General features: G+C 59.8%; 19 protein-coding genes. 11 read left to right on the top strand and 8 right to left on the bottom strand.

Annotated elements, in window-relative coordinates; all coding sequences use genetic code 11:
• Positions 1–33 precede the first annotated feature (33 nt).
• The 3 genes from T3A99_RS02705 to T3A99_RS02695 form a co-directional block, all read right to left on the bottom strand.
• Positions 34–1788, bottom strand: coding sequence for an acyl-CoA dehydrogenase (locus T3A99_RS02705; protein WP_322833908.1), 1755 nt, complete (start codon positions 1786–1788; stop codon positions 34–36).
• A 57-nt stretch (positions 1789–1845) separates the two neighbouring features.
• Entirely contained in the window at positions 1846–3087 is a 1242-nt protein-coding gene (locus T3A99_RS02700) for a thiolase family protein (RefSeq protein ID WP_076384201.1), read from the bottom strand.
• Between the two features lie 102 nt (positions 3088–3189).
• Entirely contained in the window at positions 3190–4122 is a 933-nt protein-coding gene (locus T3A99_RS02695) for a LysR family transcriptional regulator (protein ID WP_047225580.1), read from the bottom strand.
• A gap of 122 nt (positions 4123–4244) precedes the next feature.
• Between T3A99_RS02695 and T3A99_RS02690 the strand changes: the two genes are divergently transcribed.
• The 7 genes from T3A99_RS02690 to T3A99_RS02660 all read left to right on the top strand — a co-directional run bounded on the left by T3A99_RS02690 (position 4245) and on the right by T3A99_RS02660 (position 13298).
• Positions 4245–5957: a dihydroxy-acid dehydratase gene (locus tag T3A99_RS02690; protein ID WP_188250746.1), complete on the top strand. Its 1713-nt coding sequence runs from the start codon at positions 4245–4247 to the stop codon at positions 5955–5957.
• A complete protein-coding gene (locus T3A99_RS02685) occupies positions 5954–7237 on the top strand; it encodes an aconitase X catalytic domain-containing protein (protein ID WP_322833907.1) in 1284 nt (427 codons plus the stop codon). The genes T3A99_RS02690 and T3A99_RS02685 overlap by 4 nt, the downstream gene beginning before the upstream one ends.
• Entirely contained in the window at positions 7234–7716 is a 483-nt protein-coding gene (locus T3A99_RS02680; RefSeq protein WP_047225577.1) for an aconitase X swivel domain-containing protein, read from the top strand. Before T3A99_RS02685 ends, T3A99_RS02680 begins: the two co-directional genes overlap by 4 nt.
• A gap of 91 nt (positions 7717–7807) precedes the next feature.
• Entirely contained in the window at positions 7808–9085 is a 1278-nt protein-coding gene (locus T3A99_RS02675; protein ID WP_047225576.1) for an FAD-dependent oxidoreductase, read from the top strand.
• A gap of 82 nt (positions 9086–9167) precedes the next feature.
• Positions 9168–10532, top strand: a complete 1365-nt coding sequence (locus T3A99_RS02670) for an MFS transporter (protein WP_322833906.1) — start codon at positions 9168–9170, stop codon at positions 10530–10532.
• 119 nt (positions 10533–10651) lie between these two features.
• On the top strand, positions 10652–11881 hold the full coding sequence (locus tag T3A99_RS02665; protein ID WP_076384193.1) for an OprD family porin: 1230 nt from the start codon (positions 10652–10654) through the stop codon (positions 11879–11881).
• Between the two features lie 52 nt (positions 11882–11933).
• On the top strand, positions 11934–13298 hold the full coding sequence (locus T3A99_RS02660) for an MFS transporter (RefSeq protein ID WP_160892116.1): 1365 nt from the start codon (positions 11934–11936) through the stop codon (positions 13296–13298).
• Between the two features lie 69 nt (positions 13299–13367).
• On the opposite strand, the gene T3A99_RS02655 is transcribed toward T3A99_RS02660, so the two are convergent.
• From T3A99_RS02655 to T3A99_RS02635, 5 genes are all read right to left on the bottom strand, one after another.
• On the bottom strand, positions 13368–14609 hold the full coding sequence (locus tag T3A99_RS02655) for a cation:proton antiporter (protein WP_188250744.1): 1242 nt from the start codon (positions 14607–14609) through the stop codon (positions 13368–13370).
• Between the two features lie 83 nt (positions 14610–14692).
• Positions 14693–15979, bottom strand: a complete 1287-nt coding sequence (locus tag T3A99_RS02650) for a DUF2254 domain-containing protein (protein ID WP_047225571.1) — start codon at positions 15977–15979, stop codon at positions 14693–14695.
• 67 nt (positions 15980–16046) lie between these two features.
• A complete protein-coding gene (locus tag T3A99_RS02645; protein ID WP_188250743.1) occupies positions 16047–17792 on the bottom strand; it encodes an OPT family oligopeptide transporter in 1746 nt (581 codons plus the stop codon).
• A gap of 193 nt (positions 17793–17985) precedes the next feature.
• The gene (locus T3A99_RS02640; RefSeq protein WP_188250887.1) at positions 17986–18681 is read right to left on the bottom strand and encodes a tRNA (adenine(22)-N(1))-methyltransferase; all 696 of its coding nucleotides are present in this window, start codon (positions 18679–18681) and stop codon (positions 17986–17988) included.
• 647 nt (positions 18682–19328) lie between these two features.
• On the bottom strand, positions 19329–20699 hold the full coding sequence (locus T3A99_RS02635) for a PLP-dependent aminotransferase family protein (RefSeq protein ID WP_047225565.1): 1371 nt from the start codon (positions 20697–20699) through the stop codon (positions 19329–19331).
• Positions 20700–20836: 137 nt separating this feature from the next.
• Here T3A99_RS02635 and T3A99_RS02630 point away from each other — a divergent pair, with 137 nt between their 5' ends.
• The 4 genes from T3A99_RS02630 to T3A99_RS02615 all read left to right on the top strand — a co-directional run bounded on the left by T3A99_RS02630 (position 20837) and on the right by T3A99_RS02615 (position 24618).
• Positions 20837–22135 carry a hydroxymethylglutaryl-CoA reductase, degradative gene (locus T3A99_RS02630; RefSeq protein ID WP_076384183.1) on the top strand — a complete coding sequence of 433 codons (1299 nt, stop codon included), beginning with the start codon at positions 20837–20839 and terminating at the stop codon, positions 22133–22135.
• 69 nt (positions 22136–22204) lie between these two features.
• Positions 22205–22681 (top strand): hypothetical protein, encoded by a 477-nt coding sequence (locus T3A99_RS02625; RefSeq protein ID WP_188250742.1) that lies wholly within the window; start codon positions 22205–22207, stop codon positions 22679–22681.
• A complete protein-coding gene (locus tag T3A99_RS02620) occupies positions 22678–24066 on the top strand; it encodes a tripartite tricarboxylate transporter permease (RefSeq protein WP_080962847.1) in 1389 nt (462 codons plus the stop codon). Before T3A99_RS02625 ends, T3A99_RS02620 begins: the two co-directional genes overlap by 4 nt.
• Positions 24067–24117: 51 nt before the next feature.
• Positions 24118–24618 (top strand): lipocalin-like domain-containing protein, encoded by a 501-nt coding sequence (locus T3A99_RS02615; RefSeq protein WP_160892106.1) that lies wholly within the window; start codon positions 24118–24120, stop codon positions 24616–24618.
• Positions 24619–24682: the final 64 nt, after the last annotated feature.

Genomic DNA, 24682 nt, shown 5'->3' with positions numbered 1-24682 from the left:
CCGCGCTCGGGCGAACACCCCCGCCCTCGCCCCTCAGATAAACGCCAGGGTAGCCCGAGCATCCACGATAGCAGCCAGATGCTGTGCCAGCCTGGACGGCAGGTAGTCAAAAAAGAACCCCGCGCTTTGCAACTTGCCGGCGCGTAGCGGATCCGTTTCAGGCAATGCCCTGGAGACCCGTGCTGCCCGCGCCCAGGACAAGGCCAGCAGCGTTACGCCACACAACTGGAGGAAATCCCCTGCGATTCGATAGGGGTATTCGCGGTCTTCTCGTGTCCGTCCGACCACGTCCTCGACCACAGCCGCCAGCGAGTTGCAGAGATTTTCCAGGGCCGCGGCGAACCCTTGGCACTCAACCCAGTCGCCACCCAGCCGCGCCTCTTCGCGCAGCTGCGCCAGCAGCAAGCCAAACGCCTGGCCATGGTCTCCCAGCACCTTGCGCAGCAGCAGGTCATTGGCCTGAATTTCGTTGCTGCCCTCATAGATCATGGCAATGCGGCTGTCACGCAAGGTCTGCTCAATGGCGAACTCGGTGACATAGCCGTAACCGCCGAACACTTGCAAGGAGCTGCTGGCTTGGCGGAAACCCTGTTCGGTAAAGAACGCCTTGATGATCGGCGTCAACAGCTGCGCCAGTTGACTGGCATGCTGTCGGGTCTGTGGATCCACGGCATGTTCGGCCTGATCCAGCAAATGGGCGGCCCAATAGCCGATGGCTCGCATGCCTTCGCTGGCAGCGCGCAACTCCAGCAACACCCGGCGCATGGCCGGATGATAGTGAAGCGGGTCGGCAGCCTGCGCTTGCACCCCTTCGGGTCTCAGCGGTGCGCGCATCTGCAAGCGCTCGGCGGCATATTTCCTCGCGTTCTGCCACGCCACTTCGGTATGCCCCAAGCCTTGCAGGCCGACATGCAAGCGCGCCGAATTCATCATCACGAACATCGCCGCCAGGCCCTGATTGGCTTCGCCGATCAACCAGCCTTGAGCGCCATCGAACACCAGGGAGCAAGTGGCACTTCCCTTGATACCCATCTTGTGTTCAAGACCGTCGCAGCGCACACCGTTGGCCTGGCCATCGTCCAGTCGCTTGGGCACCAGAAACAGAGAGATGCCGCGACTGCCCGACGGCGCATCGGGCAAGCGTGCCAAGACCAAGTGCAGGATATTTTCCGTAAGGTCGTGCTCGCCGCCGGAGATAAACAGCTTGTTACCATGCAGGCGATAGCTGCCATCTACGCCAGGCTCGGCGCGACAGCGCAGCAGGCCGACATCGCTGCCTGCCTGGGGCTCGGTCAAACACATGGTAGGCAGGGTTAGGCCACTGACGATCTCGGGCAGATAGCGCTCTTGCAGCCAAGGAGCACCATGGCTCTTAAGGCACAGGTACGCACCGTAGACGATGCCGGTGTACATGGCCCAGGCATGGTTGCTGGCATAGAGCATCTCTTGCAGCGCGGCATCGAGCAATTGCGGCAACCCCTGTCCACCCAACGCCTCGCCACAAGCCAGCGCTGGCCAGCCACCGTCAACGTAGGCCTGATAGGCACTGGCAAAGCCGTCCGGGGTACTGACATGGCCTGCCCTCCAACGGCAACCCTGACGATCGCCACTGCTGTTCAACGGGGCCAGCACGTTCTGAGTGAAGCGCCCCGCCTCCTCCAGCACCTGCATCGCCAACGGCAGATCAAGCGCATCGAACGCCTGACAGCGACGCCATGTGGCGGGCGCCTGCAACCAATGCTCAAACACAAATTGCATATCGCGCAGAGGCGCCTGGTAGCTCCACATAAGTCACCTCGTCAGGATATAAAACAGACCGCCCCACCACTGCGGGCGGGCATAAACTCAGGTGTGGCAGGTCGGATTCTCGATCAACAACGCCATGCCCTGGCCACCACCGACACATGCTGCGGCTATCCCGTAGCGCAGATTGTGCTGGCGCAACTGCCTGGCCAGGGTCATGACCAACCGCAGGCCGGTAGCAGCCAGTGGATGCCCGACGGCCAAAGAGCCCCCCTGGACGTTGAGCTTCGTATGATCCAGCTCCAACTCCTGCGCGACAGCCAGTACCTGGGCCGCCTGGGCTTCGTTGATCTCAAAACGGGCAATGTCATCAAGGCTCAATCCGCTGCGTTGCAGCAACAGACGGATCGCTGGTGCCGGGCCGATGCCCATGAACTCCGGGGCCACACCGACCACCGCGCTGGCCAGCAAGCGAGCCAGGGGCACACGCGTGCAGGCCGAGCCTCGTCCTACCAGGGCCGCCGCCGCACCATCGACGACTGCGCAGCTATTACCGGCGGTTTGTACACCCCCCACATGTAACGCCCGCAGGCGCGATAGAGCCGACAAGTCAGTAGGTCGTGGATGGCTGTCCTGGGTGACGATACCGGTGCCGCGCGGCAGGCTGATGCCCCTTGGCTGATAGCCTTCCAGTTCGAACACCTGGTTATCGATGGGGACGATTTCCTCACACCAGGCACCTGCGCGCTGGGCCTGCAAGGCTCGCTGATGACTGTCGCACGCATAACGGTCCACCGCCTCGCGACACAGATCATAGCGTCGCGCCAGGTTGTCGGCGGTGGCGATCATATCCACCCCGGGGGCCGGGTCGTACAGGGCTTCCCAGAGAAAATCCTTGAATTGCACCTCGCTACCGAGACGAAACCCGTTCCGGTGGGTGTAGGCGGCGATCGGATTGCGTGACATCGATTCACTGGCCACGCACAAGGCTAACTGAACGTCATCGCGCAACTGTTCAGCAGACTGGCGCAGCAGCTCAAAGCCGGTGGCGCAGATGCGCTGTACCCCCAGCGCAGGAACCGTTTGCGCCACGCCGCTGTACAACCCGATGTGCCGCGGCAACAAATAGGCGTCAAAGCTGGCTTGGGCCATGGAGCCGGCCAGCACGCTGTCTACGGCCATAGGATCGATGCCGGCCCGGGCCAGCACCTCACGAGCAACCTTGATCCCAAGATCGATAGGCGAAACCTGGGCCAGGGCACCACCAAGATCAACCCAGGGGGTGCGCACCGCATCGAAAATCGCTACATCGACAAAGGCTGAATATTGCCCTGCACTGCTCACGCCCTGAGCTCCATGGCTTCTGCTCTCTTGTTGCGCACTTGAAGGTGAGCAAAAAACTAACCGGCCATATTAGTTATGTCAATTAACTATTTCCGATACCTATTAAATCTGTATCTGGTCTGCGGGAGAAAAGTCATCGAGCAATTCAATGAAGGATTGTCGCAACCAGCGGTTCGCTGGGTCATGGTGGAACCGCGTATGCCAGTAAAGGTGAATGTCGTATCCGCAAATATCCCAAGGCAGCGGCACCAGGCGCACATCCGTGATGTCGGCAAACCTGCGTCCGACTGCCAAGGGTACAGTGGCGATCATGTCGGACTCGGCCACCAGAAATGGCACGCCCATAAACCGTGGCAGGCTGAAACGCACTCGACGGGTGATGCCGTGGCTCGCCAGCTCACGATCCAGTCCACTCATTCCACGCCCGTCAGGCTGGACCGCGACATGCATTGCGCTCTGGTATTGCTCGGCGCTCATGCTGTCACCGATGGTGGGATGATCACGACGAACGATGCAGACAAACGAATGGCGATACAACGCGCGATGCCGGATCGAGGTATTGAGCAAGCGCGGAAAATAGCCGATTGCCGCGTCCACCTCGCCGGCATCCAGCCCCTCCTCCAACTGCTCCGAGGACAACGCCAGGGTACGGATTCTTAACTGGGGCGCCTTACTGTCGAGCATCCGCATCAACCTGGGCAGGAACACCATTTCGCCGATATCCGACATGCACAGCACCAGTTGTCGCTCGGAGTGTTCGGCAACGAAACCGGTGGATGGCAACACCTCGCTGCTGACCATCTCCAGAATCCGTTGCACCGGCTCAGCGATCTGCAGGGCCCTGGCCGTAGGTTGCATGCCACGTGAAGTGCGAATGAACAATGGGTCATCGAACAGCGTGCGCAACTTGGCCAACGCGAAGCTCATGGCTGGCTGGCTAAGCCCCATGAGATCACCGGCCAGGGTCACGCTTTGCTTTTTGCGCAGCGCATCGAAGACTTTCAGCAGGTTGAGATCGACGTCCTTGATATCCATATTTTGGATTTTATCTATAAGTAAAATAAGGTTTTCGGATTCTAGGTCGAAGCCTAGACTCGGTACAAGATCGTTAAGGTAATTAACCGAATCGACATCTAATAAAAACAACGGAGCGAATCATGCCCAAGAAGCTACGCAGTAATTTCCCCTACGGATCCTACTTGTGGGCTGTGCGCGCCGCCCAGTGGCGCGCCTTGGGCATTGAGGAGAGCGAGCTGGAAAAACCGAAAATCGCCATCGTGAACTCGTCCTCGAACCTGGCGATTTGCTTCAGTCATCTGGATGGTATCGCTGCCAGCCTCAAGCAATCGATACGCGATGCCGGTGCGCTGCCCTTCGAAATTCGTACGGCCGCGCCCAGTGACTTCATCACCGGTGCCGGTGCGGGAGGCGCCTATATGCTCGCCGCCCGAGACCTCATCACCAATGACATCGAAGTCGCGGTCGAAGGCGCTCAGCTCGACGGCATGATCTGCCTGGCCTCTTGCGACAAAACAGTACCCGGTCAGTTGATGGCAGCTGCCCGGCTGAACATCCCGACGTTGATCGTAGTGTGCGGGTATCAGCCAAGCGGCGAATACAATGGCCAGCACGTCGATATCGAAGATGTATTCATCAGCTCCATGCACGTGGTCACCGGCAAACTGCCCGTCGAGGAACTGGCTGGCATGGCACGCAACGCCATCAGAGGGCCTGGGGTCTGTTCGGGCATGGGCACCGCCAACTCCATGCATCTGGTATGTGAAGCCTTGGGCATGGCCTTGCCCGGCAGTTCCCCTATTGCAGCAAATAGCCCGCAGATGTTCGATTTCGTCCATCAGGCAGGCAAGCGCATTGTGGAAATGATCGAGGAAGATCTCAAACCTCGCGACATCCTGACGCCTGCTGCCTTTGCCAACGCCGTTGCGACAATTCTCGCCGCCGGAGGCTCGGTCAACACCATCAAACATATGCAGGCGGTGGCGGCTGAAGGTGGCATTGACGTGGACGTGTACCAACTCTTCAGGGAACTGGGAAAAAAGATACCGGTGCTGGTCGGCGTACGACCAGTGGGCGAACACAGCATTGAGCAAATGGAAGCAGCGGGGGGTGGCCGTGGGCTGCTCAAGCGCCTTGAACCTTTGTTGCACGGTGACGTGCTGACCGTCACCGGCAAAACCCTGACGCAAAACCTGCAGGGGGTGACCGTCAGTGACGACGAGGTGATCCGCCCGTTGCACGCTCCCTTTGCCACGCAACCGGCCATCGTGATGCTGCGCGGCAACATTGCCCCGCAGGCCGGCATCGTCAAATACGGCATCGACCCGCGCAAGCCACGCCAGTTCAAGGGCCCCGCGATCTGTTTCGAGCGCTCCGCCGATGCCATCCAAGCGTTGCAGGATGGACGCATTCAGCCCGGCCATGTCGTGGTCATGCGGGGCGCAGGTGTACAGGGCGGGCCCGCCATGGGCGGTGGCGCCTCGAAGGTAGTGTTCGCCATTGACGGGGCCGGGCTGGGTGACCACGTGGCAATGCTGACTGACGGTCACCTCTCGGGGCTGGTGTGCAAAGGCCTGGTCGTGGCGGAGGTGGCTCCTGAGGCAGCCGTCGGTGGCCCGCTCGCACTGGTGGAAGACGGGGACATCATCGACATCGACCTGGATCTCAACACCCTTGACGCCAATATCAGCGAAACACAAATGCAAGCCCGACGCGCCCGCTGGATACCTGCGGCCCCCCAGTTCGGTGGTGGTTGGCTGGATATATACCGCCACAATGTGTCCTCCATGGAACACGGTGCGGTGTTGATAAAGCCACTGGATATCACCCATCCCGGGGAGCAACCGCAATGAAGTTGCGCGACGACGAAAAAGCCATGCTCGCTGGCGATCAAGGTCCGGCGGTGCAAAAAGCCATGGAGTTGCTGGTGCGCTATGGCGAAGCCCTGGATGCGCAATGTCTGGTGGATACGCGCAATGTCGCCGGTACCATCGGAGCCACCACGCCCTTTCTGCGTCAGTACGCAGACCAAAATGGCGGTATGGATGCGGTGTTCAGCGAGTTCAACCTCGACAGCGCCGAATTGGTCAAGATTCCTCGGGTCAAGGTCCCGAGCAGCCACCTGCAGCAAGGCATCGACCCCCGGCACGCTGTACGCCAAGGCATCTCGCCAGACGTGGTCCGCATCTATGAAACAGGTCAGGCTTACAGCAGCGGTCTGGGGGTACAACCCTTGAATACCTGTACGCCTTATCAAGTCGGCAACGTGCCGGTAAAAGGCGAACACTGCGCATGGATGGAATCCTCTGCGGTGATCTATATCAACTCGGTACTCGGTGCCCGCACCAATGCCGAAGGCCGGGAAAGCACGGGCGCGGCGATGCTGACCGGCAAGATCCCCTATTGGGGCCTGCACATCGAGGAAAACCGTCGCGGTACCCACCTGATCCAGCTGGACATAGACGTGAGTACCACGGCGGACTGGGGATTGCTCGGCTACTGGGTCGGCGAGCAGGTGCAGGACCGCATCCCGGTCATCCAAGGCGTGAGTCACCAACCCAACCTGGCTCGCCTCAAGCACTTCGGGGCGGCGGCGGCTTCCAGCGGTGGGGTGGAGATGTATCACCTGGTTGGGGTGACGCCTGAAGCCCAAACCAGCGAGCAGGCGTTTGGCGCGTCCCCTCCCCTGGCCGCAATGCGCTTCGGCGAGGCCGAACGGCGCTGGGCCTACGAGCAAGTCAATATCACCGCTCGCGATGACGAGATTGACTTCGTGATGCTCGGTTGCCCGCACTACAGCCTCGAACAGATCTGGGAGGTCTGCCAATTGCTGGAAGGCCAACGCCTGAGTCCGAATACCGAGTTCTGGATATTTACGGCGGCGTCGATCAAACAACTGGCCGACGTCGCCGGCTACACCCGCATCATCGAACAGGCCGGCGGGCATCTGATGACCGATACCTGCTCAGCCATTGGCAAGGTACTTCCCACGGGCACGCGGGTGGCGGCAGTCGATTCGGCCAAACAGGCGCACTACCTGCCGGCGATCATGGGTATCCAGGCGTGGTTCGGTAGCACCGCCGATTGCGTCCAGGCCGCCATCGAGGGCCGTTGGAAAGGAGTATTGAGATGAGCACAACCTTCACCCTCAAAGGCCGCAAGGTCGTCGGCGGCTGTTTCGAAGGCGAGGCCCTGGTGACCCGGGACCGCATCTCCGGCTGGGGCGGTATCGACCCCCGCAGCGGCACCGTCATCGAGACCCGTCACGAACTCAAGGGCATCAGTTTCGCCGGCAAAGTGCTGGTGTTTCCCGGCGCCAAAGGTTCGTCCGGCTGGTCCTCGCAGTTCCATATCGCTCGCCTCGCCGGCGTAGCCCCTGGCGCCATGTTGTTCAACGAAATGACCGCAAAAATGGGCCTTGGCGCCGTGGTCGTCCATGCGCCCGCCATGACCGACTTCACCGAAGACCCGTTGAGCCGGATTCAAACCGGGGATTGGGTTCGCGTCGACGCCGACGCCGGGACCGTTGAAGTGACTCCGCGTCAGCTGCAAACCGATCAGTTCGTATCGCAACACCCGACCGGGTCGGAGCGAAGGCGAGACCTGTCGTAACCGGAATCTGCCAGCCGCAACAACCGCTCCCGTGACCCTTGGTCATCGGGCTCGGGATCGGCTGCCCTTTTTACATCTCAAAGGTAGTTTTATGGCTCATGTCATTCGCACGGTACGCCGTACCAGCGCCCCCACCGCTCAACGCTTGCAGGCCGACGTATGCATTGCCGGCGCGGGTATTTCCGGTATTTCCGCCGCTCTGGAGGCCGCTGCGCTCGGCAAACGCGTAGTGCTGTTCGATGCCCTGCCGATGCTCGGCGGCCAGGCGGTCGGCTCAATTATCGGGACCTTCTGCGGGTTGTTCTCCAATGGTCCGAACCGCCGGTTGCTGACCCACGGAATCGCCGACGATATCCTGCGTGACCTGGGCGCCTCGGGGGACTTGCACCAGGCCATTGGCCCCCTGACGACTGTTGTTTACTACGACGAAGTTGCCTTGGGTCGATGGATTGGCCAGAAAGTGCTCGACGCCGGGATCACCGTGGTGCTCGGTGCGGTGTTACGCGATGTCGTGCGCGAAGGTCCGCGGATCCGCGAAGTGGAACTGGCCACTCGCTACGGCGATGTGCGTGTCGCAGCCAACGGCTTTATCGACGCCAGCGGAGACGCGGCGTTAGTCTGGAATGCCGGACTTGCCTGTCGCGAGCCGGACACCCCCATCTATGGCACCCAGATGTTCGTCCTTGAGCATATCAATGAAGCGTACTTGCCCACCCGCGCGCAGTTCACCGAACGGGTCAAACAAAAAGCCAAAAGCTACGGTATCGAACGCGACGACGGACTGTTCTTTCAGTTCCCCGGCCGTGGCACCGCAGCCTTCAACATGACTCACATCGAAACGCCTCTGGATCCGGTGGCCGCTTCCCATGTCGCGATCGCCGGACGCCAGCAGGTGGACCAGGTCATCAACTTCCTCAAGTCGGAATACCCCGAGGCCTACAGCAAGGCCAAGGTACGGGCGTACGCGCTGCCAGGTATTCGCCAGACGCGCTGGATCGTCGGACATCACCATCTGACGACTGACGAAGTGCGGGCGGCAACGATATTCCCGGATGCGGTAGCTCGCACCTCCTGGCCGGTGGAATTGCACGGCAATACCAGCGGTTACCAGTGGGAGCCCTTTGGTGACGATCACGTTCACAGTGTGCCGTTGCGCAGCATGCTTGCCCAAGGCAGCGATAACCTGGTCGTGGCCGGTCGCTGCATCGACGCCGATGCGGCCGCGCTGTCGAGTGTCCGGGTGATGGGCCCCTGTATCGCAATGGGGGCCGCTGCGGCCCACGCGCTGGACCTCGCGGGCCCCGATGGCAGGTTGAGTGATATACCTGCCCCGGCATTGCGCGAGCGGCTGGCGTTCAATCTGGAATAGTGCTTAAAGCAGTTCGACTGCGCCCACCATCCATAGGGGGGCGCCACTCCAACAAAAATAAAAAATGCAGTGGAGAACGCACATGTCACAGTCCCGCACCCTGGACGTAGCGGCGCTTATAGAAGGTCGCAAACTTTCACGCTTCAACTACGTGGTGATTCTGGTCTCGGTTCTGATCACCTTCCTCGATGGTTTCGATTTGCTGGTGCTGTCGCACACGGCCTCCTACATTGCCGATGAGGTCGGTCTGGACAAGATCCAGCTGGGTGAGATTTTCTCCATCGGCCTGCTGGGAATGATGCTCGGTGGATTCTTCTTCGGCTACCTGGGTGACCGAATCGGGCGGCGTCCCACCATTCTTCTTTCCACCTGCTCATTTGGCGTGTTGACCTTGCTGTTTGCCTTGGCCAACAGCTATGAATCGCTGATGGTCCTGCGCTTTCTCAACGGCTTCGCCCTAGGTGCCATGCTGCCGTTGTGCTGGGCCTTGAACATTGAGTTCGTACCCAAGCGTTATCGCTCGACGGTGGTGACCATCATCATGGTCGGATTCAGCCTGGGCAGCGCGATGGCCGGCCCGATCACCGTCTGGCTGGCGCCGCATATCGGTTGGCAGGGCGTGTTCGTGTTCGGCGGTGTACTGACCCTGGCCGCCAGCGTGCTCCTGTTTTTCACCCTGCCCGAATCGGTGCGGTTTCTGGCCAGCAAACGCAAAGGCCCGGAAAAAATCACGGCAACGCTCAAGCGTATGGATTCGAGCCTGGATGTGCGACCGGGCGACCGCTTCGTCCTACTGGACGAACCAGATCTGGGCCGCAAGGAATTTCGGGTCAGCCAGCTGTTTATCGGCCGCCTGAAATGGGTTACCCCGATGATCTGGCTGGGCTACTCCGCCAGTTCCATGGCCATGTACTTTCTCGCCTCGTGGAGTCCACTGGTCTATCAGTACGCAGGCTTTGACCGCGCGACAGCTTCGTGGGTCAGTTCGATCGCCTCGTTCAGCGGCGCAATGGCGGGCTTGGCGATGATGCGTTTCGTCGATACCCGCGGCCCTTACATGGTGATGATCTATCCGCTGCTGGCATTGCCTTTCCTGCTGGTATTGGGCATCACCGGCATGCAGGGCACCGCGTTCCTGATGCTGAGCCTGGTCGGGGCCGTGTTCGTCAAAGGCTCCCACTATGGGATCCTCAGTATCGCCGGGGTCTTCTACCCCAGCGCTATCCGCGCCAATGGCGCGGGCTGGGCCACCTCGATCGCCAAGATCGGCTCGATCCTCGGCCCATTGCTGGGCGCTTATGTACTGAACAGCGGAATGCCAGTGGTCAAGAGCTTCCTGGTCCTGGCCATATGTCCGGCAATGCTGGCCGCCTGTGCGTTCGTCATCGGTCACCTGACCCGCCACGACCTTGCGGTGGATCCATTGCCGGCCCCGTCACAGACGTGACCGCCTGCCTCTGATTCACAACACCTTGAGCCACGCCTGCTGCGCCGCGTCGTCACCGACGCGGTCAGGCAAAACTCGCCCTGAATAATCGTATTCCCTCTCCTGAGAGCAATAAAAAAATGAACAGGAATCTAGCCATCTTCACCGCATTTGCCCTCTTCTGCCACGGCAGCTACGCCCAGGCAGACTTTCTCAAGGACAGCAGCGCGACGTTGACCACGCGCAATTTTTACCTCAATCGCGACTTTCGCCAGAGTGGCGCCCCCCAGGCCAAGGCCGAAGAATGGACCCAAGGTTTCTTCGCCGAACTTCAGTCTGGCTACACCGAAGGTACCGTTGGATTTGGTCTCGACGCCTTGGGTGAACTGGGGATCAAGCTCGACTCGGGCCGAGGTCGACGGGGCACCGCACTGTTGCCCTACGGGCCCGACAGCAACCAGCCTGTCGACGAGTACAGCGAACTGGGACTGACCGCCAAAATGCGTCTGTCCCAGACCCGGCTCAAGGTAGGAACCCTGATGCCTATTCACCCGCTGGCGTATTACAGCGACACCCGACTATTGCCCTCGACCTTCACCGGTGCCTACCTGACGTCGAGCGAAGTCGAGAACCTGACCGTCACCGCAGCGAGATTGACAGAGGCTAACGGTCGCGACTCCTCCAGTAATGACGACATCAGCTATGCCGGCCAGAGCAGCGATCATCTGGACCTGCTCGGCGGCGACTATACGCTGGGCAAGAACCTGACCCTGCGCTACCACCAGGGTGAACTGCAGGACATCTACCGCCAGCACTTTTCCGGAGTGATTCACGTCCTGCCACTGGGGGAAGGCATGAGCCTGCGCTCCGATTTGCGCTACGTCGACAGTAGCGACACAGGCGCGGCAAAAGCCGGGAAGATCGATAACCGCAACTTCAATGGCATGTTCACTTTGACCGTCGGGGCCCAGCGATTCGCCGCCGCGTTCCAGCACCTATCCGGAGACAGTGTGTTCCCCGTGATCGACACCGGTACTCCGTATGTGGCGAACCTCGTCACCTACAACTCCTTCACCAAAGCCAACGAAAAATCCTGGCAATTGCGTTACGAATATGACTTCGCCGCGCTTGGGATACCGGGCCTGACGTTCATGACCCGTTATGTGAAAGGCAGCGATATCCGCACCCGTACGGTCAACGACGGCAGTGAGTGGGAACGTGACACCGACCTGACATACGTCTTCCAGAGCGGTGCCCTGGAGGGCCTGAACCTGCGCTGGCGCAACGTCACGTACCGGTCGGGGGATGGTCTGACCCAGCAGCTCGATGAAAATCGCTTGATCGTCGGTTACACCTGGAAACTGTGGTGAGTCCGGCAAGCCGGAACACGCTCACTTGGATCTTACTGTGCGGAGAGCAATCATGATCCCGTCACGCGCAATTGACGTCGCCGCCTTGATTGAGGGGCGCAGACTGTCGAGTTTCAACTATCTGATCATCTGTGTGTCGGTGCTGATCACCTTCCTCGATGGCTTCGACTTGCTGATGCTCTCCCACACCGCCGCCTACATGGCCGAGGACATTGGCCTGGATAAGTTGCAACTGGGCAACATCTTTTCCATAGGTTTGTTCGGCATGATGTTGGGTGGATTCTTTTTCGGTTATCTGGGTGACCGGATCGGCCGTCGCCCGACCATCATCCTGTCCACCAGCGCCTTTGGCCTGATGACGTTGCTGTTCACCTTGGCCGATAGCTACGCCTCGCTGCTGATCTTGCGCTTTCTCAATGGCTTTGCCTTGGGCGCCATGTTGCCACTCTGTTGGGCGCTGAATATCGAGTTTGTGCCCAAGCGCTACCGTGCAACCGTGATCACAATCATCATGGTTGGCTTCAGCCTGGGTGGCGCGGTTGCCGGCCCTCTAACCGTGTGGATGGCTCCCCACTATGGCTGGGCCAGTGTGTTCGCGCTGGGCGGCATCGCAACGTTGCTTTCCAGTGTGCTGTTGTTTTTCACCCTGCCAGAATCGGTGCGATTTCTGGTGAGCAAGCAAAGACGACCCGAAACCGTGGCGCGGATCCTCAGGCGCCTGGATCCAGACATCGATCTTCGCGCCGGGGACCGCTATTTTCTTGCCGATGAAATCGACATCGGTCACCGACCTTTCCGTGTCGGACAGTTGTTCATCGGCAAACTGAAATGGATCACTCCCATGATCTGGATTGGCTTTGGAGCAAGCTCCATGGCCATGTATTTTCTCGCGTCATGGAGCCCGCTGGTGTACCAGTACGCCGGTTTCGACCGGGCGACTGCATCATGGGTGAGCTCCTTCGCCTCGTTCAGCGGCGCCATGGCCGGGCTCGTATTGATGCGAGTGGTCGACACCCGGGGGCCCTACGCCGTGATGATCTATCCCCTGCTGTCATTACCTTTTCTGCTGGTCCTGGGCATTGGCGAACTGCAAGGAGACGCCTTTATTGCACTGAGCCTGATGGGCGCTATTTTCGTCAAAGGCAGCCACTACGGCATCACCAGCATCGCTGGGGTTTTCTACCCAAGTGCCATTCGCGGCAACGGCGCCGGATGGGCAGCGTCAATGGGTAAGATCGGCTCTGTATGCGGGCCGTTACTCGGGGCCTACGTGCTCAACAGCGGCATGCCCGTGGTGAAAAGCTTCGCAGTACTGGCTCTATGCCCTGCGGTACTTGGAGTGTGTGCCTATGTCGTGGCACGCATTGATCGGCGCTCAACCGTGAGCGCCGAGCTTCTGACCACATCGCAGCCCTAGAAACATTCAACGCAGCAGCGACGCAGAATCATGCAAGTCAAGGAGCCACGTCCACGACTTGCATGAGCGCTATTCGCCCGAGCAAGGAATCACGCGCTTGACCAGCTTACCGATGGTCATACCCTGGATCAGAATCGAAAACACCACGACCAGGTAGGTCATGCCAACCACGACATCGCGAGCATCCCCCGGTGGCAACGACAACGCCAGGGCCACCGATATCCCGCCGCGCAGCCCACCCCACGTCAGCACGCTCCAGGAGCCTTCAGGTAACCGGAAACGCTCCCCCAGGACCGCTATCGGGACGCCTACCGTCAACAGACGCGAGAACAAGGTCAGCACGATCACCATCAAGCCCGTGACAATGAGCGGGCTGGTGAAGTGGATCAGAATCACTTCCAGACCGATCAGTACAAACAGGACCGCGTTGAGTATTTCGTCAATCAACTCCCAGAACATGTCCAGGTTTTTCTCGGTCTGCTCAGACATGGCATAAGAGCGTCCATGGTTACCGACGATCAACCCCATCACCACCATCGCCAGCGGGCCGGACACGTGCAAATGAGTGGCCAGGGCATATCCGCCGAGCACAGCGGCCAGGGTGATGAGCACCTCCTCCTGATAGCTGTCGATACTCTTGAGCATGCGGAACGTGACGTACCCAACAACCGCGCCCAAAAGCGCACCGCCGCCCGCCTCCTCCAGCAAGAGCCGCGAAACGCCGGTAACGGAGGGCGCGTCGCCACTGGCGATCATCGCCAGAATCAGTGAGAACAGCACAACGCTGACCCCATCGTTGAACAGCGACTCTCCGGAAATCACCAATTCCACGCTACTTGGAGCACCGGCGGATTTCAGAATGCCCATGACCGCAATCGGATCGGTGGGTGAAATCAGCGCACCGAACACCAGGCAGTAGGCAAGCGGCAACTCCAGGTCGGTAAAAGACAGCAGCCACCATAGCCCGAAGCCGATGAACAGCGTCGACACAGTCGTGCCAACCACAGCCAGGGACGCCACCTGCCATCGATAGGCGCGCAGTTGCGACAAGTCGACATGCAGGGCCCCCGCGAACAGCAGCAATGACAGCATGCCCTCCATCAGCAACTCGGAGAAGTCGATGGACTCCACCAGTGATTGCTCAAGCGTGTGCAGGGAGTGAAAGCCCAGCGCATCGGAGGCCATGTTCAATAACGATAAGCCCAAGGCAATACCCATCACGCCAATGGCCGGGGGTAGCCCTACGTAGCGCCGATTGAGGTAAGCGAGTACTGCTGTGATGCAGAGGAATATTGCAATAATGTCTAGCATTGGGCAGAGGGGTCCATTGGGTACATTTCAAGTGCGGCTAACGTTGCGTTCACAAAGCGCTGCGCCTGGCACCGACAAAAAAACTAAGCCGTTGCGCAAACAAGCCTTGCGGCAAGCGCTCTGAGCCGCTGCTTCTCTTCATCGAGCACCAACGCGGCATCGGCTCGCGCGAGCAAGCGATCAGCCTGCCTGGTCGCGGCTGCGCTGAACAATCCAGGATTGATCTGGCTGAGAGCAATCAGCGCCTTCATCATCCGAATATCCACTTCGACAATGCCGGCGCCATCTCTGGCAATGGGGCCAAAAAAATCATCAAACAGGTCGTCAACGTTCAGGCCATGCAGGAACACACGATCACATTCCGGTTGCGTTACCGCTTCATGAAGCTCAAACGTGCCCCAGCAGGCCAGGCTGCGAACACCACGGCCCAGCACGTCAATGGCCGTTCCGGAGTCGTTGACCGCACTTGATAAAGCCCGTGAGGCGATTTCCGAAAGCACTGACAGCCCGAAACGCGGATCATGTTCAAAGGTTCGTCGAACGCCGATGCTCAGGCAGGCGAGAACCTTACTGGCGAGCGGGTCGTCCCCGTCGAGCCCTTCCTCGCTGGCTCGCGCGATATGGACAAGCGGCATACCCGGGTGGACAAAACTTCCGGGCAAGATCTCCAGGAATAACTGAGCCTCGCACCCCCTGGCAACCTCATTGAGTGCCTGTACATCGATATGCTGGACATAACCGGTGGTGCCGCTGACGACCGGTAGCGCAGACGACGGCATGACCCAGCCGTCGGGGTATGCACAACCGCCAAGAAACGGCCATCGAACTCGATGGTTGATCGCGGCGATGGTCGCCTTCTCTACGCGATCAATCGTCTCGCCGACCCGCCCCAGTTTGGACAGATGATTGATCCAGCGCAAAAGCATGTACACGATCAGAATCACCACGCCGATCGTCACTGCGAACAGCAAGACGCGCCCTTGCCCGCCGTAAGCGCCGGTACTCAGCGCGATAATGCCGACCAGACTGAACAAGAAAGAGCCGATAAAAGTGGCGAGTGCGTTCTGCGTCGTGGTGTCTTCAATCACCAGCGTTGTGGCACGGGGCGTGGCGCCCGTACTTGCTGCGCCATACGCCGCAACCATGATGCTCAAAGAGAAGGTGGTCACCGCGAGCATGCTGGAAGCGATGATGCCAAGGATGTTGTCGACGGCATCGGCGCCTATCCGGGCAGACAAAGAGAACGGAATCCATTCCTTGAGCGCGATGGCCAGCAACGCCGTGACCACGCCCAGCAGCGAAAACAACGTAGCCTTGAACCACAGCTGTTTAGTCAGCTGCGTCAACAGCCAGCGCCAGCGAGCAATCATGTTGTCTCCTTCTCAGTACGGTTGCAGGCGGGAAAATACCCGCTCATTCATGCGTGCCGGTTTGAGATCATCCGCCATTCCCAACCATCTGCCACAACGACGCCCCCACCCCGGTAATGCTCTCCCCAGCAATCAACCCCGCCGCCGCGGTAATGGCAAAACGTTCTGTAAGGCGCGGCCAGCGGCAGCTCACCAGCCAGGTGAGTACCGCGCCGAGGGCCATCATCAGCGACACCGAGGCCGGCAAGACGAACGCCAGGCCCAAAGCCGCCGTGCTTGGCAAGTAACGGGCCCGGTGTGCCGGCAATACGCTGTCGAGGATCCCCAACAGCAAGCCGGCCACGGCACCGATGATGACCGCCCAACGAATGCTCGCTGACAGCGAGTCCAGCCCCAGGGTCAGGGTTTGCGCCACGGCTTTCCAGGTAGCGACCGCCGGGGCCGGCCACTCTTGGGTGAGCAGCATCGATTGCGGGTCCGGGATCAGGGTCAGATAGGCCAACACCCCAACGATGCTTCCGACGAAGATCCCCAGGGTCTGGGCGATCAACTGCTTGTGCGGCGTTGCGCCAATCGCCCGGCCCACCTTGAAGTCGTTCATCAAGTCCGTGCATTGCCCAGCCGAACCGCCCGCGGTGTTGGCGCTCATCAAATTGATCGGCACCTGCCCCGGGGCGACGATGCCAAAACTCAGTTGGGACAATTGTCCGATGGCGCCGATGGGCGCAATGCCCGTGGCCCCCACCACCCGCGCCGCCACGGCGGCCAGGCAGATAGCCAAGGGAATGGTCAACAACGCCATCCAGGGGTTGATACCAAACAACAGCGCTTGCAGGCTCACCACCAACACGATCGCCACCAGGAAACCGCTGGCAGGTCCGGTCTTGGGCACCACCCAAGTCGTCCCGCCGCCCGCCTTGGTGGACTTGTGCAGAGCCCACAAGCGAATCGCCAAAGAGGTCAGGGTCGAGCAGACCATCAGACTCACGCCCGGCCACAGCAGCCACTCCACCAACGCCGCGAACTGCGGGCCACTGCTGTCCGGCGGCAGTTGCACCAAGCCTTGCTCCAGCAGCCACGGCGCCAATCCACCCCACGCCAACAAGGCGCCAAGCAGCAGGGTCAGGCCAACGCGAATCCCGATGATCCCGCCGAAACCCACCAACAACAGCGAAGGGTCCGCGGTAAACGTCAGGCGTTCCAACTGCGGGGTCGGCGACCAGCGCGGGAAAGCCCAGACGAAGGTATCGACCCACTTGACCAGCCCGGACAGCAGCGCAGCGCTGAGCAGCACCTTCAAGCGCTTCGCCGCTTCGTGGCCCTGGTTGTAGATGTGCAGAAGGGTCTCCAGGGTCGCCATGCCTTCGGGGAATTTCAGTGCTTTGTCATTGAGCAGCGAGGGTCGCAGGTACCAGGCGATCCAGATCCCCAGGAAGCTCACCGAGAACACCCAGGCGATCATCGGGATGACGTCCAACTGTTGACCGGTCAATAAGGTGTAGGCCGGGATGGGCGCAACCAGCCCACCGGAAATGATTGACGCTGCGGCCGAGGCCACGGTCTGGTTGATGTTGCTTTCGTGCAGCGTCCAGGGCAGTTGAACGGCCGAACGCTTGGCCAGGCCTTGCCAGATGCCATAGCCGATCAGCAAGGCAATGATCGACATGTTGAACGACCAGCCAATCTTGAGGCCGGCGTACACATTGGAAGGCGTCAACAGGATACCAATCACGATTCCCGTACTGACCGCTCGCAGGCTCAGCTCACGTTCGACAGGGTAATCCAGGGCGATGGTTGGCGAAGTTGGGTGCATGCGAATTCCTTATCGGCAATGAGACAGCGCGATCACTCAACGCGGCGATTTAACAAGTGAGCGCTGCATGGGCGGAAGGTTCACATGACAGGGGCAAGCCCTTGCGACCGCTTAACGCTCATATCGAAGTTTTCCGGGGGCGGTGACGAGGTCGACGAGGGATGATTGCTTGGTTATTTTCCGAGTACCGGGCTCAGCCCAGCAGCTCGGTGATCCAGCGGGTTTGCAAAGCGATGTCCTGCACCTTCTGCTCGGGCACGGCTTGTCGCGCCCGGGCGAAGTGAGTCAGGGTCCGCTGTTTGAGGCGCAGCATGCGCTGCCACTTGGCCAGGAACGCCGGGCTGCGGGCGCGCATCTGCAATGGCCCGAAGTACAACTCCTGCGCGGTGTACGTCACCGGCCCGGCGCGCTCGGCGACGATGATTTCGTAGTAGAAGCGGTTTTCCTGCAGCACTTCTTCGAAGCAGATGCGATAACCATTTTCCATCAGCCATTGACGCAGTGGCTGCTCGCCGCCGTTGGGCTGCAGGATCAGCCGTTCCTCACCGCTCAGGTGCGCCTGGCCGCCAGCGAGAATGTCGCGGATCGTCTCGCCGCCCATGCCGCACAGGCTGACTGCCGTGATCCCGTCTCCTGGCTCGATCGCCGCCAGGCCGTCGGCCAGGCGGACAATGACCTGCTGGGTAAAACCGTTCTCGCGCACGGTGCGTTCAGCCGAACGAAACGGCGTCAACGCCACCTCGCCAGCCACCGCCGCTGCGATCACACCACGGCGCATCAATGCCACCGGCAGGTAGCCGTGATCAGAGCCGATATCGGCCAGGCGCGCACCTGCGGGTATATGCGCGGCCACACGCTCCAGGCGCAGGGACAATGTCTGTTCGTTCAACGCCTGCTCCTGTTCAATACCGTTGCCCACGGTCCCGTCTTGTATTCGCCTTGGAGCGCGTGACCGCTCAAAAATCACGCGCGCACCTTAAACGCGGGCTGCTCCCATTACAATCTTTTCGAGTGAGCCGCGCTACCGCCCACGCTCCTTTGCCACGCAGCTTTTCCCATAGGGAATACCCACTGAAGCGGCAAAAAACGCCAACGAATTGGCGTCGAAAAATCCAAATCTGAATAAACCTGAACTAACGACATTTTTCCGACGATTGGCCCGTGCAAGCCATTGCTGGGGATTTGAATGCAGGCTCATCATCCGTCTGTCACAGCCAGCATTTTCAGGCCTGACGCAGATGTATTGATCGCATCGCTCTATAGGAGCATTCAGGATGATGACTGTTTATTTTGTGGTTATGGCTATCTGCAGCGGCGTTGAAGGTTGTGTAGAAGAGCGACAGCCGGGGCCGACTTATGCGTCCAGGGCTGTGTGCATGGACTCAGCCAGGACGATGGCGCCGCGCAAAGGTGTGAAATTCAAATGTCGCAGCGAACGCCTATGGGTGCCTGCCGAGGCGCGGGGCGTAGATCGGAACGAAAGTGTGGTCTCGACCGGAACGCAAACCCAGCCTTAGCAGCATGAGCGGTGCGCCCTCAGCCACTCAACTCGGCTTTAAGCAACGGGTCATTCAGGTAGGCGACATTCAATCTGGTCCAGGGATTTATACGCGACTGCTCCGGTGAAAAAATATGGCCGGGAGCAATCATGAATCCCTTCGGCAGTAGTTGCCGGGTCAGCTCCCTGGCGTCGTCAATGTGGGCGAACCTGGCCCACAAATACAGACTCTGCTCTGGTCGGAAGAACACCTCGGCGCCTATCTCATCGAGCATCTGCAAACCTGCCGCAGTGGCACTCTTGAGCCGCTCCTGGAGGCGGATCTGATGTCGCAGAAAATGCCCCTCGGTCAGGATGACATCAATGGTTCGCTCACACAGCTCCGAGGTGCTGGTATGCAGGAGCATTTTCAGATCACCCAGTTCATCGATGACGTCCTTGCTCCCGGCGATAAACCCCACCCTCAATGCCGCGGAAACCGATTTGGAAAAACTGCCCACGTACAGTGAACGGTTCAACTGATCCAGCGCAGACACCTTGATGGCCGACGCGGGCTTGAAATCTGCCAAAGCGTCGTCGTCCACCAGAATGAAGTTGTGCTCATGGGCTAACTGCACCAGTCGATGAGCCTTGCCGGGGGAAATATCGGAGCCCGTCGGATTGTGCCCAACCGACTGAAGGAAGAACAATTTCGGTTTGTGCAACAGAAGATGCTGCTCCAGCACTTGCAGGTCCGGCCCGTCCGGCAATCGGGGTACGGATAACATTCGCGCCCCTTGCAGTTGCAGCTTGCCGAACAGCGGGTAATAACCCGGGTCTTCGACGAAAACGTAATCTGCGGGGGCAATGAAGCGGCGGATGATCAGATCCAGTGCGTGATTGGCCCCATGGGTCGTGACGATTTGCCGAGCACTGGCGGTAATCGAATAGCTCGCCAGTTTTTGCACCAGGTGTTGACGAAGTGCAGCATTGCCCAGCCGGTTGCCGTAGCGAAAGAGCGTGGTCACCCCCATGCGCATGATCTGACGGGTGAACTTGTCCAATCGCAGATCCATCAGCCACTCTACGGGCGGAAAACCTTCCCCAAGCGGCGAGTGACCCGGCTCACGGACGAATTGCTGGCGCATGAGCCAGATGGTGTCCATCGCCCGGGTAAAGGGCAGCGGCTCTTCCGGTTCGCTGCTGCTCGGGGCGCCTCGTGTCACGAAGAAACCCTGCCCGTGACGCGCCTCGACCAGTCCTTGGGAGGCCAGCGATTCATAAGCGTTGATCACTGTGTTTTTCGAATGACCAAACAAGCGCATGCACTCGCGCAGGGACGGTAAACGGTCGCCCACTCGGTAGGTACCGTTGCCGATCTGCGTCACCAAGGAGGCCGTCAGCTCTTGGGCAAGCGTCAGTCGCGCCATTGTACGAAGTCCTGGATGAATTATTCGCAGAGGGTACAGCTTAGGTACTGTCTGTCCAAACTGTACCTTTTTTGCCAGGACACATACGCATAGGGTGGCAGGCATTCGAAAACAATAACTGCAACTGGATTGCTACCATGAGTATCGACTCCCGCCTCCCGATGTTCCGCAGCCTGTCGCCCGCCGAACGCCTGAGCCACTTGCAACAACTGCTTGAGCTTGCAGAAGATGACGTTGCCCTGCTCCGCGACGCTGGCGCCCTGCCCCTGGAAATAGCCGATGGCATGATTGAGAACGTCATCGGAAAATTTGAGTTGCCCTACGCTGTGGCGAGCAACTTCCAGATCAATGGACGCGACGTCATCGTGCCGTTGGTCGTCGAGGAGCCTTCGGTGGTCGCCGCCGCCTCGTTCATGGCCAAACTGGCGCGCGAAGCCGGTGGTTTTCAGACCTCCAGCTCGCTGCCGCTGATGCGCGCGCAAGTGCAGATAGTGGAAATCGACGATCCCTTCAATGCCCGTTTGAGTCTGTTGCGCCGCAAGGACGAAATCATCGAACTGGCTAACCGCAAGGATCAACTGCTGAACCAGCTAGGTGGAGGTTGCCGCGACATCGAAGTGCATACCTTCGCCCAGAGCCCGCGCGGCCCCATGCTGGTCGCCCACCTTATCGTGGATGTACGCGACGCGATGGGAGCCAATACCGTGAACACGATGGCTGAAGCAGTGGCCCCGCTGATGGAGCAGATTACCGGCGGCAAGGTACGACTGCGCATTCTGTCGAACCTCGCCGACCTGCGGCTTGCCCGGGCCCAGATCCGCATTGCACCGGAACATCTCACCACCAAGGCCTACAAGGGCGAGGACGTCATTGAAGGCATCCTCGATGCTTACAACTTTGCGGTCGTCGATCCCTATCGTGCAGCCACTCACAACAAGGGCATCATGAACGGCATCGACCCTTTGATCGTCGCCACCGGCAACGACTGGCGCGCAGTGGAAGCCGGGGCACACGCCTATGCCTGTCGCAACGGGCATTACGGTTCACTGACGACCTGGGAAAAAGATTGCAAGGGCCATCTGGTGGGAACGCTGGAAATGCCCATGCCCGTCGGCCTGGTCGGCGGCGCGACCAAGACTCACCCGCTGGCGCAACTGTCGTTACGCATCCTGAGAGTGAAGAGCGCTCAGGAACTTGCCGAGATAGCCGTGGCGGTCGGCCTCGCGCAAAACCTGGGCGCATTGCGGGCGCTGTCGACCGAGGGGATACAACGCGGGCATATGGCTTTGCATGCACGCAACATTGCGCTTTCGGCGGGGGCCAGAGGCGATGAGGTCAATTGGCTGGTCGCGCAGATGGTCGAAGCCCGGGACGTGCGCTCGGACAAAGCCGCTGAGCTGCTTGAGCAAAAACGCGCGCAGGAGTCGGGCTCGTAGTCACGAACTCAACCACATCTCTTCACGTTCATAACAATAAAACCCCTCAGGGGAGGTGGGAGAATCCTTATGAAACCCGAACTGTTCGAAGTATGGGGCGACACGGTTGATGGTCGCCACCTGCTCTATTCCATAGGCATCGGTGCAGCCGTCAGCCTCGGCGCTTTTTTTATCGCCCAGCACTTGTTTGTCGGCTGGGTGGATTCCGTGCAAATGGCCCGCGCCTACGCGATGCTGGTAGGTATTGTCGGCTGCCTGGCAGGTGGCGCCATCAGTGCGCTGCTTTTCAAACCCAAGCGCAATGTCATCGAACATCTGGCTGATCCGGCCTGGCGCGCAAAAATCCTGATTGAGTTGCAGAACGAGTACGGCCCACTGGGCAGTCTGGCTGATCTGCCGCCGGCCACGATCGCGGAACTGCGGGAAATGGACCTTTATGAGCTGTTCGCCGATTACGAGAAAAGCCTTTTCGCTCCCGAGAAGAGCCCGGCTGCAACACCCACTGTTGGCGTCGGTGCAGTCAGTGGCAATGGAGGTCAATCATGATCGTTCCACTGATGGATCAGGTCCTGATGGCACTGGGCATGGGGATCCTGGGGGCGGTGATTTTTGCCGGGATCGGGCTGATCTCAGGGAGCGATGAAACCACTACCCTCGCCCCCTTGACCTTGCTGGTCGTCCTGCTGGGCGTACCTGCCCCCGGCGTGCTGACATTCTTTCTGGCCGGCGCCGTCGCCAAACATATGACCCACGCCGTACCAACGGCGCTACTGGGTATTCCTGGCGACACCATGGCGACGCCACTGATGCGCGAGGCCAACTTTCTGCGCAATCTGGGCGTGCCCCACATTGCCCTGCGCAAGATGATTTCCGGGGCGGTCATTGCCGCGTTGATCGCGGTGCCAATGGCCGTATTGTTCGCGCTGATGCTCGCGCCGTTCGGCGACATGATCAAGCAGGCTGCGCCTTGGGTGTTCCTGCTTGCGGCGGTGGCGATCGCGTGGTTCTCCAAAGGCCGTCTGGCGGCCGTGCTGACGCTGATCCCGTTCGTCATGATCATTGTTGGCCTGCAAACCATGACCGCGCAGTTCGGCGTCAAGCTCAGTGTCAGTTACTTTCTGGGCATCGCGATTGGCCCGTTGATCGCCGCGCTGTTCTCGCTGCTCGCACCCGCCGAACGGGACACCATGCGACGCCAGCAAGTGCGCACGTTTTCCCTGTCGCCCGACGTAAAAAGCTGGGGTGGATTCTTTCCTAATCCGCTCAAGGTGCTGGACAGCAAGCAGAGCATGTGGACGGCCATTACGGCGGTGATCTCCAGCGCGACCTTTGTGTTCAGCCCAGTGGCCATGACCGTGATCATGGGCGAGCTCGTCGGTTCGAGGGTCAAGCATGTCTACCATCGCCTGACCACTGTCATCACCGCTCGAAACGGCGTTACGGAGTCAACCTACCTGGCCGAAGCATTGATCCCGCTGATCGCCTTCGGCCTGCCCCTGAGCCCTGTCGCAGCGGGCCCGGCAGCGCCATTGTTCAACGCCCCGCCGCGCTTTAGCGTCGACGCGACGACAGGCCAGGTGAACAACCTGCATTCATTGCTCAGCACCTGGGAATTTTTTGGCTACGGCGTGTTGGCGGTGGTCGTGGCCATCCTGATCGCTTACCCCTTCACCATGAATTACGCCCACAGAGCCGCCTCCTACGTGTCGCGCAAGATCAGTCACGAAGCCGTGATCTCGACCTTTGTTGGCCTGATCCTGGTGATCGGCATCTGGGAAGGTGGCCTGCTGGGGTTGCTGGTGATCGTCACCATCGGCCTGCTGGGCGGTTTCCTCTCACGCTTTTTGGGCTTCAACATCGGTGTGCAGTTCATGGGCTATTACACAGCCGTACTGTCTGTGCCTGCCCTGGTTGCCCTGATGAATGCGTGATGTTTTTAACTCTCTACAACAGTGTTCAGATAACCAACAACGGTGATTCCAATGACCCTGAAAATATCGCTACTGACGGTAGGTGCGATCATGGCCCTTTCGGTTTGCACGGCAGCGTTTTCCGCCATGAAAAGCCCGCTGGTCGGAACATGGAAAATGGTCAGCGCAACCATTGAGCGCCAGGGCAGCCGATCGGATGCGTACGGCCCCAATCCACATGGATGGCTGGTGTTCACTGAAGAGTTGACGTTCGTCGAGGTGCTCACCGATCCGCGAGTGCCCGCGTTTCGATCCAACGCTCGGGGCGAAGGAACCGATGAGGAAAACCGGGCAGCGATGGCTGGGAGCATCGGTTTTTTCGGACGATATACCGTCGACCAGAACGGCGAGTTCACCGGCAATACCGTCGAAGGATCTACGTTCCCGAATTGGGTGGGCGCGACACGTACTCAAGATGACCTGCAACTGAAAGTCGACGGCAACCGGATGGTGGAAAACTTCCAGCGCCCCGATGGCACGAAGGTTCACATCATCTGGGAGCGGGTAAAGTAACTCTACGTCGCGAGCAGCCCTGCGGGGCCGACTCAGTTCATGAGTGGGCTGAGCACTGCTCAGC

It is taken from the genome of Pseudomonas sp. N-137 (genome assembly GCF_034555295.1).
In the GTDB taxonomy this organism is placed as follows: Bacteria; Pseudomonadota; Gammaproteobacteria; order Pseudomonadales; family Pseudomonadaceae; genus Aquipseudomonas; species Aquipseudomonas rhizophila.
This window is presented reverse-complemented; position numbering and strand designations above follow the sequence as displayed.

Excerpts from the sequence above, each read along its gene's own strand:
- T3A99_RS02705 (WP_322833908.1), bottom strand. The coding sequence starts at position 1,788 with ATGTGGAGCTACCAGGCGCCTCTGCGCGATATGCAATTTGTGTTTGAG.
- T3A99_RS02695 (WP_047225580.1), bottom strand. The coding sequence starts at position 4,122 with ATGGATATCAAGGACGTCGATCTCAACCTGCTGAAAGTCTTCGATGCG.
- T3A99_RS02690 (WP_188250746.1), top strand. The coding sequence starts at position 4,245 with ATGCCCAAGAAGCTACGCAGTAATTTCCCCTACGGATCCTACTTGTGG.
- T3A99_RS02685 (WP_322833907.1), top strand. The coding sequence starts at position 5,954 with ATGAAGTTGCGCGACGACGAAAAAGCCATGCTCGCTGGCGATCAAGGT.
- T3A99_RS02680 (WP_047225577.1), top strand. The coding sequence starts at position 7,234 with ATGAGCACAACCTTCACCCTCAAAGGCCGCAAGGTCGTCGGCGGCTGT.
- T3A99_RS02675 (WP_047225576.1), top strand. The coding sequence starts at position 7,808 with ATGGCTCATGTCATTCGCACGGTACGCCGTACCAGCGCCCCCACCGCT.
- T3A99_RS02670 (WP_322833906.1), top strand. The coding sequence starts at position 9,168 with ATGTCACAGTCCCGCACCCTGGACGTAGCGGCGCTTATAGAAGGTCGC.
- T3A99_RS02665 (WP_076384193.1), top strand. The coding sequence starts at position 10,652 with ATGAACAGGAATCTAGCCATCTTCACCGCATTTGCCCTCTTCTGCCAC.
- T3A99_RS02660 (WP_160892116.1), top strand. The coding sequence starts at position 11,934 with ATGATCCCGTCACGCGCAATTGACGTCGCCGCCTTGATTGAGGGGCGC.
- T3A99_RS02655 (WP_188250744.1), bottom strand. The coding sequence starts at position 14,609 with ATGCTAGACATTATTGCAATATTCCTCTGCATCACAGCAGTACTCGCT.
- T3A99_RS02650 (WP_047225571.1), bottom strand. The coding sequence starts at position 15,979 with ATGATTGCTCGCTGGCGCTGGCTGTTGACGCAGCTGACTAAACAGCTG.
- T3A99_RS02645 (WP_188250743.1), bottom strand. The coding sequence starts at position 17,792 with ATGCACCCAACTTCGCCAACCATCGCCCTGGATTACCCTGTCGAACGT.
- T3A99_RS02635 (WP_047225565.1), bottom strand. The coding sequence starts at position 20,699 with ATGGCGCGACTGACGCTTGCCCAAGAGCTGACGGCCTCCTTGGTGACG.
- T3A99_RS02630 (WP_076384183.1), top strand. The coding sequence starts at position 20,837 with ATGAGTATCGACTCCCGCCTCCCGATGTTCCGCAGCCTGTCGCCCGCC.
- T3A99_RS02625 (WP_188250742.1), top strand. The coding sequence starts at position 22,205 with ATGAAACCCGAACTGTTCGAAGTATGGGGCGACACGGTTGATGGTCGC.
- T3A99_RS02620 (WP_080962847.1), top strand. The coding sequence starts at position 22,678 with ATGATCGTTCCACTGATGGATCAGGTCCTGATGGCACTGGGCATGGGG.
- T3A99_RS02615 (WP_160892106.1), top strand. The coding sequence starts at position 24,118 with ATGACCCTGAAAATATCGCTACTGACGGTAGGTGCGATCATGGCCCTT.